Source organism: Streptomyces sp. NBC_00178 (assembly GCF_036206005.1).
Lineage (GTDB): Bacteria > Actinomycetota > Actinomycetes > Streptomycetales > Streptomycetaceae > Streptomyces.
On record NZ_CP108143.1, the window covers coordinates 1795455 to 1809278 of the forward strand.

16 protein-coding genes are annotated in these 13824 nt (G+C 70.3%); 4 read left to right on the forward strand and 12 right to left on the reverse strand.

The annotated features are described in order from the left end of the window. The first annotated feature begins 76 nt into the window (after positions 1-76). Positions 77-955, forward strand: a complete 879-nt coding sequence (locus OHT61_RS07745) for a winged helix-turn-helix transcriptional regulator (RefSeq protein WP_329036243.1) — start codon at positions 77-79, stop codon at positions 953-955. Between the two features lie 7 nt (positions 956-962). Here OHT61_RS07745 and OHT61_RS07750 read toward each other — a convergent pair whose 3' ends face one another. Both OHT61_RS07750 and OHT61_RS07755 read right to left on the reverse strand, forming a co-directional pair. Beyond that, positions 963-1514 carry a TetR/AcrR family transcriptional regulator gene (locus OHT61_RS07750; RefSeq protein WP_329036245.1) on the reverse strand — a complete coding sequence of 184 codons (552 nt, stop codon included), beginning with the start codon at positions 1512-1514 and terminating at the stop codon, positions 963-965. Continuing rightward, positions 1514-1834 (reverse strand): DMT family transporter, encoded by a 321-nt coding sequence (locus OHT61_RS07755; protein ID WP_329036247.1) that lies wholly within the window; start codon positions 1832-1834, stop codon positions 1514-1516. The genes OHT61_RS07750 and OHT61_RS07755 overlap by 1 nt, the downstream gene beginning before the upstream one ends. Before the next feature lie 253 nt (positions 1835-2087). Between OHT61_RS07755 and OHT61_RS07760 the strand changes: the two genes are divergently transcribed. After that, positions 2088-3203, forward strand: a complete 1116-nt coding sequence (locus OHT61_RS07760; RefSeq protein ID WP_329036249.1) for a hypothetical protein — start codon at positions 2088-2090, stop codon at positions 3201-3203. Between the two features lie 53 nt (positions 3204-3256). Here the strand turns inward: OHT61_RS07760 and OHT61_RS07765 are convergent, their stop codons facing one another. The 10 genes from OHT61_RS07765 to OHT61_RS07810 all read right to left on the reverse strand — a co-directional run bounded on the left by OHT61_RS07765 (position 3257) and on the right by OHT61_RS07810 (position 11840). After that, on the reverse strand, positions 3257-3622 hold the full coding sequence (locus OHT61_RS07765) for a VOC family protein (RefSeq protein WP_329036250.1): 366 nt from the start codon (positions 3620-3622) through the stop codon (positions 3257-3259). Positions 3623-3715: 93 nt separating this feature from the next. Beyond that, on the reverse strand, positions 3716-5110 hold the full coding sequence (locus OHT61_RS07770; RefSeq protein WP_329036252.1) for a hypothetical protein: 1395 nt from the start codon (positions 5108-5110) through the stop codon (positions 3716-3718). A 140-nt stretch (positions 5111-5250) separates the two neighbouring features. Further along, complete coding sequence (locus tag OHT61_RS07775; RefSeq protein WP_093539690.1) at positions 5251-5589, reverse strand: metal-sulfur cluster assembly factor; 339 nt, start codon at positions 5587-5589, stop codon at positions 5251-5253. After that, positions 5586-6041, reverse strand: a complete 456-nt coding sequence (gene sufU, locus OHT61_RS07780; protein WP_329036254.1) for a Fe-S cluster assembly sulfur transfer protein SufU — start codon at positions 6039-6041, stop codon at positions 5586-5588. The genes OHT61_RS07775 and sufU overlap by 4 nt, the downstream gene beginning before the upstream one ends. A gap of 26 nt (positions 6042-6067) precedes the next feature. Next, complete coding sequence (locus OHT61_RS07785; RefSeq protein WP_329036255.1) at positions 6068-7336, reverse strand: cysteine desulfurase; 1269 nt, start codon at positions 7334-7336, stop codon at positions 6068-6070. Further along, positions 7333-8097, reverse strand: coding sequence for a Fe-S cluster assembly ATPase SufC (sufC, locus tag OHT61_RS07790; protein ID WP_327119793.1), 765 nt, complete (start codon positions 8095-8097; stop codon positions 7333-7335). Before sufC ends, OHT61_RS07785 begins: the two co-directional genes overlap by 4 nt. A 7-nt stretch (positions 8098-8104) precedes the next feature. Then, positions 8105-8422 (reverse strand): bifunctional 3-phenylpropionate/cinnamic acid dioxygenase ferredoxin subunit, encoded by a 318-nt coding sequence (locus OHT61_RS07795; protein ID WP_097867842.1) that lies wholly within the window; start codon positions 8420-8422, stop codon positions 8105-8107. Between the two features lies 1 nt (position 8423). Beyond that, a complete protein-coding gene (gene sufD / locus OHT61_RS07800) occupies positions 8424-9605 on the reverse strand; it encodes a Fe-S cluster assembly protein SufD (protein ID WP_329036260.1) in 1182 nt (393 codons plus the stop codon). A gap of 67 nt (positions 9606-9672) precedes the next feature. Further along, positions 9673-11094: a Fe-S cluster assembly protein SufB gene (gene sufB / locus OHT61_RS07805; RefSeq protein WP_327119774.1), complete on the reverse strand. Its 1422-nt coding sequence runs from the start codon at positions 11092-11094 to the stop codon at positions 9673-9675. Continuing rightward, on the reverse strand, positions 11091-11840 hold the full coding sequence (locus OHT61_RS07810; protein WP_329036262.1) for a helix-turn-helix transcriptional regulator: 750 nt from the start codon (positions 11838-11840) through the stop codon (positions 11091-11093). The genes sufB and OHT61_RS07810 overlap by 4 nt, the downstream gene beginning before the upstream one ends. A 234-nt stretch (positions 11841-12074) precedes the next feature. Here OHT61_RS07810 and OHT61_RS07815 point away from each other — a divergent pair, with 234 nt between their 5' ends. Then, positions 12075-13001 (forward strand): ABC transporter ATP-binding protein, encoded by a 927-nt coding sequence (locus OHT61_RS07815; protein WP_329036263.1) that lies wholly within the window; start codon positions 12075-12077, stop codon positions 12999-13001. After that, the gene (locus tag OHT61_RS07820) at positions 12998-13765 is read left to right on the forward strand and encodes an ABC transporter permease (protein WP_329036265.1); all 768 of its coding nucleotides are present in this window, start codon (positions 12998-13000) and stop codon (positions 13763-13765) included. Before OHT61_RS07815 ends, OHT61_RS07820 begins: the two co-directional genes overlap by 4 nt. The last annotated feature ends 59 nt before the right edge of the window (positions 13766-13824 follow it).

The window sequence follows — 13824 nt, forward strand, 5'->3', positions numbered from 1 at the left end:
GCAGCGAGTTCCTTTTGGGAACGGACTATGGCAGTGTCACTCCCCGCAGGTCAACCGAGAAGAAGGGCGGACTCCCGTGCCGCAGCGCACCAGCCTGACCGACGCCGACTGCGCGATCGCCCAGGCGCTCGACGTCGTGGGCGACTGGTGGACCCTGCTGATCGTGCGCGACGCCGCGCGCGGCGTGCACCGCTTCGACGCGCTCCAGCGGGAACTGGGCGTGTCACGCAAGGTGCTGACCGAGCGGCTGCGCCTGCTGACGGATGCCGGCGTGTTGTCCCGGCAGCCCTACCAGGACCGCCCGGTCCGCCATGAATACCGGCTGACCCCGCGCGGTCGCGCCCTGCTGCCGGTGCTGATCGCACTCCAGGACTGGGGCGACGCCTGGGTGCTGGGCGAGGGGGAGACGATGGCGACGGCCGAGCAGGACTCCGGCGAGGCGGCGCGCGTGCGGGCTCTGGTGGGCACCCGGCTGCCCGCGCTCGAACTGCTCGACGACCGGGGCGCGTCGCGCGATCCCGTCGCCGCCACCCCGTACACCGTCCTGTACTGCTTTCCGAGCGCGTACGCCCGGCGGGACGCCTATCCCCCGGGGTGGGGCGGGATTCCGGGGGCGAGCGGCTGCACCCTGGAGTCGTGCACCTACCGCGACCAGCTGGCCGACTTCACCGCGGCGGGGGCGACGGTGCACGGCGTGTCCACCCAGCGCCCCGACGAGCAGCGGGCGTTCGCGGAGAAGGAGGGGCTGCGTTTCCCGCTGCTCTCCGACGCCGGGATGGAGCTGACGGCGGCGTTGCGGCTCCCGACGTTCCGCGTGGCGGGCGTGAGCCGTCTGAAGCGGCTGACGCTGGTCGTGGACCGGGACCGCACCGTCGTCGAGGCGCTCTACCCGATCACCGACATCGAACAGAGCGTGCGGACCGCGCTGGAGGCGGTACGGCGGGGCTCCGCCTGAGCGCCGCTCAGCGGCCGGGCGCCCCGGCGGCGACCCGCGACAGCATCTCCCTGGTGTACGCCGCGTCGAAGTCGCCCCCGGTGAGCAGGACCTGGAGGCTGATGCCGTCGAGCAGGGCGACGAGCGCCCGCGCGGTGGCGTCGTCGGTGCGCCGGGCGACGACCTCGGCGAGTCCGTCGGCCCACTCCGCGGCGACCGGCCGCAGTGCGGGCCGGCGCAGGGCGGCGAGGTAGAGCTCGTACTCCAGCTCCATCGGTCCGCGCCCGCCCGCGAACCACTCCTCCAGCAGCCGTGTCAGCTCGTCGGCGAGCGGGACCTCCGGGTCGCGGAGGTACGCGCTCTCGCGCACGGTCCGGGCGAAGTTCTCGTTGCACCGGCGCAGGGCCGCCACCAGCAGCTCGTCGAGCGAGGCGAAGTGATAGGTCGTCGAGCCCAGCGGCACGTCGGCCTCGGCCGCGACCGTGCGGTGGCTGAGCCCCGCGATGCCGCGGGCCGCGACGACGCGGATGGCTGCCTCGATGATGCGCTCGCGCCGCTCGGGGTCGTACCGGCGGGCCATCAGTGCGCCCCTCCGAGATTGAGGACCACGACCCCCGCGATCACCAGCGCGATGCCCGCCAGTTTGAGGAGGCTCGCGGACTCGCCCATCCAGAGGATGCCGATGAGGGCGATCACCGCGGTGCCCGTGCCCGCCCAGATGGCATAGGCGGTGCCGATGGACAGGGTCTTGAGCGTCTGGGCGAGCAGGGCGAAGGCCAGCACGTATCCCACGACCGTCACGAGCGAGGGCCAGAGGCGGGTGAAGCCCTCGCTGTACTTCATGGCCGTCGTCCCGGCCACCTCCGCCGCGATGGCCGCGGCCAGCAGTCCGTATCCCATGCGTACCAGCGTACACAACGTTGCGTACGGCCGTACGCAACTCCCGCACACCCCTGCGGTGACCGGCTGGGACGGGTTTCCCCGACACCCCGGGACGCTACGGTGTCCGCACCGGTACGACCGGATGATGATCGGACCACGACAACACAACGGAGTAGCAGTGGCGCAGGACGCAGGGTGGGGCGGCGGCGCATACGGGGGCGCACCGTACGGCGGAAGTCCGTACGGGGGACCTCCGGGATGGGGCGGCTGGGTGCCGCCACCGAAGCCGGGGGTGATACCGCTCGCCCCTCTGAAGCTGGGGGACGTCCTGAACGGGGCGTTCTCGACGATGGGCAGGTACTGGAAGCAACTGTTCGGCATGGCGGGCGCGTTGTACGGGGGCGCGGCGCTGGTGATGGCGGCGGCGGTGGCGGTGGCCTACTCGGCCGTCTCGAACCACGTCGACGAACTGGTCTCGCTCGGCTACGGGGAGGACCCCGCGTCGGCGGACGTCGTGCCGCTGCTGATCGCGGGCGGTGTCCTGGTGCTGCTGGGCATCGTGGTCATGTCGGTGGTCTCGGGTCTGATGTACGCGGCGGTGCCCGCTGTGCTCCAGGAGGCGGTCCTCGGCCGCCCCGTCGTGTTCGCGACGGTGTGGCGCCGGGCCTGGGCCCACGTCGCACCGGTGATCGGCGCGCTGGTGCTCACGGCCCTGATCGTGATCGTGCCGATGGTGCTGATCGCGGTCGCCTTCATCGGGGTGATCATCAGCCTGGTCGCCATGGACGGCGGCGGCAGCGGCGGGTCCGCCACGGCTATCACGCTGGGCGTCATCGGCGCCCTGGCGACCGGTCCGGTGGCCACCTGGCTCTGGATAAAGTTCTGTCTGGCGCCCGCGGTCGTGGTCTTCGAGGGGCAGCGTCCCGTCGCCGCGCTGCGCCGCTCCTCCCAGCTGGTCCACGGTGACTGGTGGCGGATCTTCGGCATCACACTCCTGGCCGCCCTGATGGCGTCCGCGGCCGGCTACATGATCCAGATGCCGTTCTCCGTCCTGGGCGTCTTCCCCGGCATGATCGGCACCGCGTCGCTGGACGACGACCCGAGCGCGACGGCGGTGATCATCGCTGTGAGCGGCTACCTGGTCGCGACGCTGCTCGGCCAACTGGTCAGCCAGATCATCTCGACGACGTTCCCGCAGTTGGTGACCGGCCTGCTGTACGTCGACCGGCGCATGCGGACGGAGGACCTCGGCCCGGTCCTCGCCCAGGCCGCCGGAGCCCAGGCCGCCGGAGCCCGAGCAACCGGAGCCACGCCGCCGCCGCCCCCACCCCACGCGGGCGACGCCCCGCCGCCCCCGCCCCACCCGGGTGGCGCCCCGCAGGAGTGACCTGCCGCCCGAGGCCCCGCCCCGCGTCCGTCGCGGGGCGCGGCCTCGGGCGGTCAGTCCAGCAGCGTCTTCTTCGGCCGGAGCACGCAGAACTCGTTGCCCTCGGGATCCGCCAGCACCACCCACGTGACGTCGTCGCCCTGACCGACGTCCAGCCGCCGGGCTCCGAGCGCGATGATGCGCTCGACCTCGGTGGCCAGGTCGTCGGGGGAAAGGTCGATGTGCAGCCGGTTCTTGACGGTCTTCCCCTCGGGCACGGGGACGAAGCACATACCGGGCAGAGCCGTCTCGTCGGCCCCGATGACGATCTCGCCCTCGTCCTCGAAGAGGATCCGCCAGTCCAGCACCCCGCACCAGAAGCGGGCGAGGGACGGCAGGTCGTGGGTGTCGACGGTGAGTTGGTACAAGCGAACGGCCATGCCCGCCAGTCTGCTGGGGGTTCCCCCGGCTCGCAAGAGATGGGGGCGGGCACGGCCGCTGTCCTGCAACACCGCGCGAGCGGGATCAGCCGGTCAGTTCCCCACGCCGAACCAGGTGGCGCGGGACTTCTTCCACTCGGCGTGGTCCAGGTCCTTGGCCTCCGTGCCGTCCCCGTACAGGTCCGCGGCGCCCGCGTCCGTGATCACCTGCGCCCGCGCACCCGCGACCGTCAGGTCCGGCACCGAGACGACGGCCTCCCAGCCGCCCGGGTCGGTGGTGGGCAGCGCCGCCCGCCGGACCGGTGCGTGGCCCGCGACGCCGTCCCAGCTGTAGAGGGCGTACGGGTCGGAGTTGTCGTCCGCCTCCCAGGAGCCGGCCACGATCAGGTACTGGTCGGCGGCGTTCTTCCGGATGTCGCGGATGGTCAGTCCGCCGAGGTCCAGCTCGATCGGCGTGCCGAAGACGGCCTTCGCGCCGCTCCCGGTCACCTTGTCGAAGTTGGTCACGGGCACGATCAGGGCCTTGCCGCCGGACTTCGGCGGGACGAGCGGTGCGCGGAAGCCGATGTACGCCGTGGTCGTCGACCCGGGCGCGAACTCCAGCCCCTCCACGTTGAATCCGTCGATCTGCTTCGGCGCCTCGCCATCCTCGGTGCCCGCCGCGAAGCCGAACCGGTCGCCGTTGGCCTCGTCCCAGGCCACGAGGTCGTCGCGCAGCTTCTTGTACGACCGGCCGACCGTCAGCTGCGTCGAGGCGCCGGAGCCGGTGACCGTGGTGGTGAAGACGGTGTTGCGGTCGGCCTTGTACTCGCCGTCCTTGTTGTTGCCGAGCGAGCCGGTCCAGTAGACGGTGTTGCCGACCCGGGCCGCGCCCTCGATGTCGATCTCCTTGCTCACCCCGAGCTTCGACGCGACGTCCCAGGTCCGCACGGGCGCGCCGGACGCCGCGAGGTCGTACAGGCGCAGGGTGTTGGACTCGTCGTCGGCCACCACCGCGTACCCGCCGCCGACGTCGACGGCCGCCGAGGCGTCGGACGAGCCCGTGAGGTAGCGGGTGTCGGCGGAGTTCTGCACGGCGGCCGACGCGGCGTAGTGGAGCACCTTGGTGGCCGTCTTGCCGCCGAGACCGGTGACCTTGACGGTGAGGTCCGTGTACCCCCGGGCGCGCGGGGCGACGGAGACCTGGCGGGTGGCGCCGGTGCCCGCGACCGTCACGTCGGCGGTCCCCGCGACGGAGGACCGGGAGCTCGCCGAGGCGGCCACGGTGAGCGCGCCGGCGTCGGCGCCGCTCTGCGCGACGGTCACGGTGACCACGGGGTCGCCCGTCGCGCCCACGGCACCGGACAGGTAGGAGGACGCGAGGGTGATCGTCGGGGTGCCGTAACTCGCGGCGTGCGCGGGCACGTTGCCACCCAGTGCGGCGAGTGCGAGGGCCCCGGCCGCGGCGAGGGCCGCCCGGCGGTTCTGGAAGGGAAGCTGATGCAGCACTGCGTGCCTCTCGTCGGCGTGGTGTCGACGAGCAGGCTCGGGCTCCGGTACGAACGGCGTGCACACGTCATGCGTACGGGGCACGAACAACGCACGACGGCCCCCGGCATCATGCCGGGGGCCGTCCGTGACGTCGTGGATCAGACGTTGAAGCCGAGCGCGCGAAGCTGCTCGCGGCCGTCGTCGGTGATCTTGTCCGGTCCCCACGGCGGCATCCAGACCCAGTTGATCCGCAGCTCGTTGACGATGCCGTCCGTCGCGGACTTCGCCTGGTCCTCGATGACGTCGGTCAGCGGGCAGGCCGCCGACGTCAGCGTCATGTCGAGCGTGGCGATGTTGGCGTCGTCGATGTGGATGCCGTAGATCAGGCCCAGGTTGACGACGTCGATCCCCAGCTCGGGGTCGACCACGTCGTACAGGGCCTCGCGGACCTCCTCCTCGGAGGCCGGCTTGGTGGTGAGAGTCTCGTTGTCGCTCATGCCGTCTTCCCTTCGGACAGCGCCTGCGCCGTCGCGTCCTTCCACGCCATCCAGCTCAGCAGCGCGCACTTGACCCGGGCCGGGTACTTGGAGACACCGGCGAACGCGACGGCGTCCTCCAGCACCTCCTCCATCGCGTCGTCCGGCTCCAGCTGACCCTTGGACTGCATCAGTTCCAGGAAGGTCTCCTGGATCCTCCGCGCGTCGCCGAGCTCCTTGCCCACGAGCAGCTCGTTGAGCACGGAGGCGCTGGCCTGGCTGATGGAGCAGCCCTGACCCTCGTAACTGACGTCGGCGATGGTCTCGCCGTCGTACTTCACGCGAAGCGTGATCTCGTCGCCGCACGTCGGGTTGACGTGGTGCACCTCGGCGTCGCCGTCCCGCAGGCCACGCCCGTGGGGGTGCTTGTAGTGGTCCAGGATCACTTCCTGGTACATGGAATCAAGCTTCACCAGTCAACCCTCAGCCGCTCTGCCATCTAACCGAAAAAGTTCCGCACGTGCTCGAGTCCGTCCACCAGGGCGTCGACCTCGGCGGGCGTGGAGTACAGATAGAACGACGCTCGCGTCGTCGCAGGAATTCCGTACCGCAGGCAGACCGGGCGGGCGCAGTGGTGTCCGACCCGGACGGCGATGCCCTGCTCGTCGAGCACCTGCCCCACGTCGTGGGGATGGATGTCTCCGAGCGTGAAGGAGATCGTCGCGCCCCGGTCCTCGGCCGTCGACGGTCCGATGATCCGGAGGTCCGGGACCTCCAGGAGACGCCGGACCGCGTACTCGGTGATCGCCTGCTCGTGGCGGTGGATGTTCTCCATGCCGATCGAGGTGAGGTAGTCCACGGCCGCGCCGAGGCCGACGGCCTGCGCGATCGGGGGCGTGCCCGCCTCGAACTTGTGCGGAGCCGGCGCGTACGTCGACGAGTGCATCGACACGGTCTCGATCATCTCGCCGCCGCCGAGGAACGGCGGCAGGTCCTCGAGGAGCTCCTGCCGTCCCCACAGGACGCCGATGCCGGTCGGACCGACCATCTTGTGACCGGTGAAGGCCACGAAGTCGGCCTGCAGCGCCTGCACGTCGAGCACCATGTGCGGGGCCGCCTGCGAGGCGTCGATGCAGACCAGCGCGCCGACCTGCTGGGCACGCCGGATGATCCTCTCGACCGGGTTGACCGTACCCATGATGTTGGAGACCAGCGTGAAGGAGACGATCTTCGTCTTCTCCGTGATGATCTCGTCGATGTTCGACAGGTCGAGCCGGCCGTTGTCCGTGATGCCGAACCACTTGAGCTTCGCGCCGGTGCGCTGCGAGAGCAGCTGCCACGGCACGATGTTGGAGTGGTGCTCCATCTCGGTGGTGACGATCTCGGTGTCGCTGTCGACCCGGTAGGGCTCATCCGCCCAGCCGAGCATGTTGGCGACGAGGTTCAGCGACTCCGAGGCGTTCTTGGTGAAGATCACCTCGTTGCGGCTGGGTGCGTTGATGAAGGCCGCGACCTTGTCACGAGCACCCTCGTACAGCGCGGTGGCCTCCTCCGCGATGGTGTACACACCGCGGTGGACGTTGGCGTTGTGCCGCTCGTAGTACTCGCTGAGAGCGTCGAGGACCTGGCGCGGCTTCTGCGAGGTCGCCGCGCTGTCCAGGTACACGATCTTCTTGCCGTCGTGGACCGTGCGGTCCAGGATCGGGAAGTCCTTGCGGATCGCCTCGGTGTCGAGGAGGCCGGAGAGCCCCTGTCGGGCGTCAGTCACGCGGAAGCGCCACCCTTCACATATGCCTCGTAGCCCTCGTTCTCCAGCTTGTCGGCGAGCTCGGCGCCACCGGACTCGGCGATGCGGCCGTTGGCGAAGACGTGCACGAAGTCGGGCTTGATGTAGCGGAGGATCCGCGTGTAGTGCGTGATCAGCAGCGTGCCGACCTCGCCACGCTCGCGCACCCGGTTGACGCCCTCGGAGACGACACGCAGGGCGTCGACGTCGAGGCCGGAGTCGGTCTCGTCGAGGATGGCGATCTTCGGCTTGAGGAGCTCCAGCTGAAGGATCTCGTGGCGCTTCTTCTCACCGCCGGAGAAGCCCTCGTTGACGTTGCGCTCGGCGAAGGACGGGTCCATCTGGAGCTCGGCCATCGTCTCCTTGACCTCCTTGACCCACGTCCGCAGCTTGGGGGCCTCGCCGCGGACGGCGGTGGCGGAGGTGCGCAGGAAGTTGGAGACCGAGACCCCGGGGATCTCGACCGGGTACTGCATGGCGAGGAACAGGCCGGCGCGGGCCCGCTCGTCCACGGACATCTCCAGGACGTCCTCGCCGTCCAGGGTCACCGTGCCACTCGTGATCGTGTACTTGGGGTGACCCGCGAGCGAGTAGGCGAGGGTGGACTTGCCGGACCCGTTCGGGCCCATGATGGCGTGCGTCTCGCCCTGCTTCACGGTCAGGTCGACGCCCTTGAGGATCTCCTTCGTGGCGTTGTCGGCCTCGACGGAGACGTGCAGGTCGCGGATTTCAAGCGTTGCCATGGGTGACTCAGGACTCCTGGGTGACGGAGACGAGCACATCGTCCCCTTCGATCTTGACGGGGTATACGGGGACGGGGCGCGTCGCGGGAAGACCGGACGGCTTGCCGGTGCGGAGGTCGAAGCTCGATCCGTGCAGCCAGCACTCGATCGCGCAGTCCTCCACCTCGCCCTCGGACAGCGAGACGTTCGCGTGCGAGCAGATGTCGTTGATCGCGAACACCTCGCCCTCGGTCCGGACGACGGAGACCGGCGTGCCGTCGAGCTCCACCCGCTTGGGGGTGTCGTCCTCCAGCTCGCTCAGCGCACACACTTTGACGAAGGCCATGTCAGACCGACGCCTTCAGCTCGGCCTCGATCTTGTCGAGGAGCCGCTCCTCGACGTCGGGGAGACCGATCTGCTGGACCAGCTCGGCGAAGAAGCCGCGCACGACGAGCCGGCGGGCCTCCTCGGCCGGGATGCCCCGGGACTGCAGGTAGAACAGCTGCTCGTCGTCGAAGCGGCCGGTCGCCGAGGCGTGGCCGGCACCGACGATCTCGCCGGTCTCGATCTCCAGATTCGGCACGGAGTCGACCCGGGCACCGTCGGTCAGAACCAGGTTGCGGTTCATCTCGTAGGTGTCGGTGCCCTCTGCGGCCGCCTGGATGAGCACGTCACCGATCCACACCGCGTGTGCGCCGTCGCCCTGCAGAGCGCCCTTGTAGGCGACGTTGGACTTGCAGTGCGGGGCGTTGTGGTCGACGAGGAGGCGGTGCTCCTGGTGCTGGCCCTTGTCGGTGAAGTACAGCCCGAACAGTTCGGCCTCGCCGCCGGGGGCCGCGTAGGCGATCCGGGGGTGCAGGCGGACCAGGTCGCCGCCGAAGGTGACGACGATCGACTTGAAGGAGGCGTCGCGGCCGACCAGCGTGTTGTGCTGGGCGACGTGGACGGCCTTCTCGTCCCAATCCTGGACGGAGACGACGGTCAGCTTCGCCCCGTCGCCCAGGATGTAGTCGACGTTGGCCGCGAGCACGGCGTCACCGGTGTGGTCGATGACGACGACGGCCTCGGCGAAGGCACCCAGCTCGATGACCTGGTGGCCGTAGGCCACACCGCCCTCGCCGTGCACGGCGATCCGGATCGGCTCGCTGAGCACGGCCTCCTTGGCGACGGTGACGACCGAGGCGTGCTGGAAGGACGAGTACGCCTGGGCGGCGACCCGGTCCACCGGGATTCCGGCCCTGCCGAGCCGCTCGTCGTCGCGGCCGACGGTCTCGACCGTGACGCCGGAGGGCGCCTCGATGACGACCTTGACGCCGTCACCGGTGGCGACGGCGGTGCCGTCGTGCAGTCCGCGCAGCCGGTCCAGCGGCGTGAAGCGCCATTCCTCCTCGCGGCCGTGCGGGACGGGGAAGTCCGCGACGTCGAAGGACGGAGGGGCGCTCATGCGCGTGGCGACGGTGGACTCGGCCGCCACCGCGATGGACCCGGCGGTGGTGGAGCCCGCCGGAATGTTCTGAGCCTCAGCCATGGCTGTCGTAGTGCTCGCTTTCTCAGTCAAGAACTCTCGGGGACGGACGGCGGACGGCGGAGCCGTCCTAGCCGACCGAGCCCTCCATCTGCAGCTCGATCAGCCGGTTGAGCTCGAGGGCGTACTCCATCGGCAGCTCCTTGGCGATCGGCTCGACGAAGCCGCGCACGATCATGGCCATGGCCTCGAACTCGGTCATGCCTCGGCTCATGAGGTAGAAGAGCTGGTCCTCGGAGACCTTGGAGACCGTCGCCTCGTGCCCCATCGACACGTCGTCCTCGCGGACGTCGACGTAGGGGTAGGTGTCGGAGCGGGAGATGGTGTCCACGAGCAGCGCGTCGCACAGCACGTTGGACTTGGCGCCGGGCGCGCCCTCGCCGATCTCGATCAGACCGCGGTAGGAGGTACGGCCGCCGCCTCGCGCCACCGACTTGGAGACGATGTTGGAGGAGGTGTTCGGCGCCATGTGCACCATCTTCGCGCCGGCGTCCTGGTGCTGGCCCTCGCCCGCGAAGGCGATGGACAGGGTCTCACCCTTGGCGTGCTCGCCCATCAGGTAGACGGCCGGGTACTTCATGGTGACCTTGGAGCCGATGTTGCCGTCGACCCACTCCATGGTCGCGCCCTCGTACGCCACGGCGCGCTTGGTGACCAGGTTGTAGACGTTGTTCGACCAGTTCTGGATGGTCGTGTAGCGGCAGCGGCCGCCCTTCTTCACGATGATCTCGACGACCGCGGAGTGCAGCGAGTCGGAGGAGTAGATCGGCGCGGTGCAGCCCTCGACGTAGTGGACGTAGGCGTCCTCGTCGACGATGATCAGCGTCCGCTCGAACTGGCCCATGTTCTCCGTGTTGATACGGAAGTAGGCCTGGAGCGGGATCTCGACGTGCACGCCCTTCGGCACGTAGATGAAGGAGCCGCCGGACCACACGGCGGAGTTCAGCGAGGCGAACTTGTTGTCACCGACGGGGATGACGGTGCCGAAGTACTCCTTGAAGAGCTCCGGGTGCTCCTTGAGCGCGGTGTCGGTGTCCATGAAGATGACACCCTGCGCCTCGAGCTCCTCGTTGATCTGGTGGTAGACCACCTCGGACTCGTACTGCGCGGCGACACCGGCGACCAGGCGCTGCTTCTCCGCCTCGGGGATGCCGAGCTTGTCGTACGTGTTCTTGATGTCCTCGGGCAGGTCCTCCCAGGACTCCGCCTGCTTCTCCGTGGACCGCACGAAGTACTTGATGTTGTCGAAGTCGATCCCCGACAGGTCCGAGCCCCAGTTCGGCATGGGCTTCTTGCCGAACAGCTTCAGGCCCTTGAGCCGGAGGTTGAGCATCCACTCCGGCTCGTTCTTCTTCTCCGAGATGTCGCGGACGACAGCTTCGGACAGGCCGCGCTTCGCCGCCGCGCCTGCCGCGTCGGAGTCGGCCCAGCCGAATTCGTACGTGCCCAGGCCATCGAGCTCAGGGTGGGCAGTCTCCGTGGGGAGCGTCATGCGGGGTTCCTCCCGGCCGTGCTTGCAGATGCTGAATGGGTGGTCTGTGAAGTCTGTGATGCTGTGGGGCTGCTGCGCGGAACGAACGTCGTGCACACCCCGTCGCCGTGGGCGAGGGTGGCGAGGCGCTGTACGTGGGTCCCGAGCAGGCTGGAGAAGAATTCCGTCTCCGCCTCGCACAGCTGCGGGAACTGCTCGGCGACGTGCGCGACCGGGCAGTGGTGCTGGCACAACTGCTCGCCCTGCTGGGGCCCCGGCGCGCTGCGCGCCGTAGCAGCGTACCCGTCGGCCGACAACGCCTTGGCCAGGGCCTCGGTGCGCGATTCGGGGGCGGCGGCCTCGACGACGGCGCGGTACGTCTCGTACTGGGCGGCCATCCTGGCGCGGGCGAAGGCGACGAGCGCCTCGTCCCCGGCGGTGTCGGCGATCCAGCGGAGCGCGTCGGCGGCGAGCTTGTCGTACGACTGGTCGAAGGCGTCCCGGCCGCAGTCGGTGAGGGCGAAGACCTTGGCCGGACGGCCGCGGGTCCGCGTCCCGTACACCCGCTGCTCGCGGGCCTCGACCACGTCGTCGTTCACGAGGGCGTCGAGGTGCCTGCGCACGGCGGCCTGGGTGAGCCCGACGCGCTTGGCCAGGTCGGCGACCGTGGACGGGCCGTGGTCCAGGATGGAGCGCGCGACCCGGTTGCGCGTCGAGCGCTCACCGGTCGCGAGTTCCTCCTGAGGAGCCTCGCCAACGTATTTCACAACGCCATTGTTGCGTAATTCCTCCGGGCGTGACAACCCACTCCCCGGCCGGGGGCGGTGCCCTTCATCACTTAGGCGTACCTAAGTTGACCTGCGGAAACAGCTGATCACCGCAGCTCCGCGCAGGTGGGGGCGCTCCCGGCCGGCCGGCCGCGCCGCGGTCCGGAACGTCCGGGAGGTCCGGCGGAACCCGGCGCGCCGGACGCCCGGACGGCCCGCCTAGACTTGCCCGCCATGAGCAGCGAGTCCGTCGTACAGGCCAGGGGCCTCGTCAAGCGGTACGGCACGAAGACGGCGGTGGACGGCCTCGACCTGGAGATCGCGGCGGGCACGGTGACCGCGGTCCTCGGCCCCAACGGCGCCGGCAAGACCACCACCATCGAGACCTGCGAGGGTTACCGGCGGCCCGACGCGGGGACCGTGCGGGTCCTCGGCCTCGACCCCGTCGCCGACGCGGCCGCGCTCCGCCCCCGCATCGGGGTGATGCTGCAGTCCGGCGGCATCTACCCGGGAGCGCGCGCCGACGAGATGCTCCGCCACACGGCCAGGCTCCACGCCCACCCGCTGGACGTCGACGCGCTCGTCGAACGCCTCGGGCTCGGCGGCTGCGGCCGTACCGTCTACCGGCGGCTCTCCGGCGGGCAGCAGCAGCGCCTCGCCCTCGCGATGGCCGTGGTCGGCCGCCCCGAGCTGGTCTTCCTGGACGAGCCGACGGCGGGCCTCGACCCGCAGGCCCGGCGCTCCACCTGGGACCTGGTCCGGGAGCTGCGGGCCGACGGGGTGTCCGTCGTCCTGACCACGCACTTCATGGACGAGGCCGAGACGCTCGCCGACGATGTCGCCGTCATCGACGCCGGACGGGTCATCGCCCAGGGCAGCCCCGAGCAGCTGTGCCGCGGCGGCGCCGAGAACACCCTGCGCTTCACCGGCCGGCCGGGCCTGGACCTCGCCTCGCTGCTGAAGGCGCTGCCCGACGGCAGCGAGGCGGCGGAGCTCACGGCCGGCGCCTACCGCATCACCGGGACGATCGATCCCGAGCTGCTGGCGACCGTCACCACGTGGTGCGCCCAGAACGGCGTGATGCCGGACGGCATCGCGGTGGAGCGGCACACCCTCGAGGACGTCTTCCTCGAACTGACCGGCAAGGAGCTGCGCGCATGAGCGCCGGTACGTACACCCCGCGCCCCGGCGGCGCACCGCTGCCGCGCATGATCGCCGCGCAGGCGGCCCTGGAGACGCGGATGCTCCTGCGCAACGGTGAGCAGCTGCTGCTCACCGTGGTCATCCCCGCGCTGCTGCTCGTCCTGTTCAGCACGGTCGACGTCGTCGACACCGGTGCGGGCGAGCCGGTCGACTTCCTCGCCCCCGGCGTCCTCGCGCTCGCCGTGATGTCCACGGCCTTCACGGGCCAGGCGATCGCGACCGGTTTCGAGCGGCGCTACGGGGTGCTCAAGCGGCTGGGCGTGTCGCCGCTCCCCCGCTGGGGCCTGATGACGGCGAAGACGCTCTCGGTATTGGTCACGGAGGTCCTTCAGGTCGTCCTGCTGACGGTCATCGCCTTCGCGCTGGGCTGGTCGCCCCAGGGCAGCCCGTTCGCCGTGGTGCTGCTCCTGCTGCTGGGCACCGTGGCCTTCTCCGGGCTGGGCCTGCTGATGGCGGGGACGCTGAAGGCGGAGGCCACGCTGGCCGCCGCCAACCTGGTCTTCCTGCTGCTCCTGGTCGGCGGCGGGGTCGTCGTGCCGCTGGAGAGGTTCCCGGACGCGGCGCAGTCGGTGCTCGGGCTGCTGCCGATCTCGGCGCTCTCCGGCGGCCTCAGGGACGTCCTGCTGGACGGCGCGTCGATGCCCTGGGGCGACGCTGCGGTCCTGGCCGTGTGGGCGGTGCTGGGGCTGGGAGCCGCGGCGCGGTTCTTCCGCTGGGAGTGAGCCCGGCGCCACGGAGATGTCCGGGCCCGCCCGGGAATGCCCACCCCTCGTGAAAACAT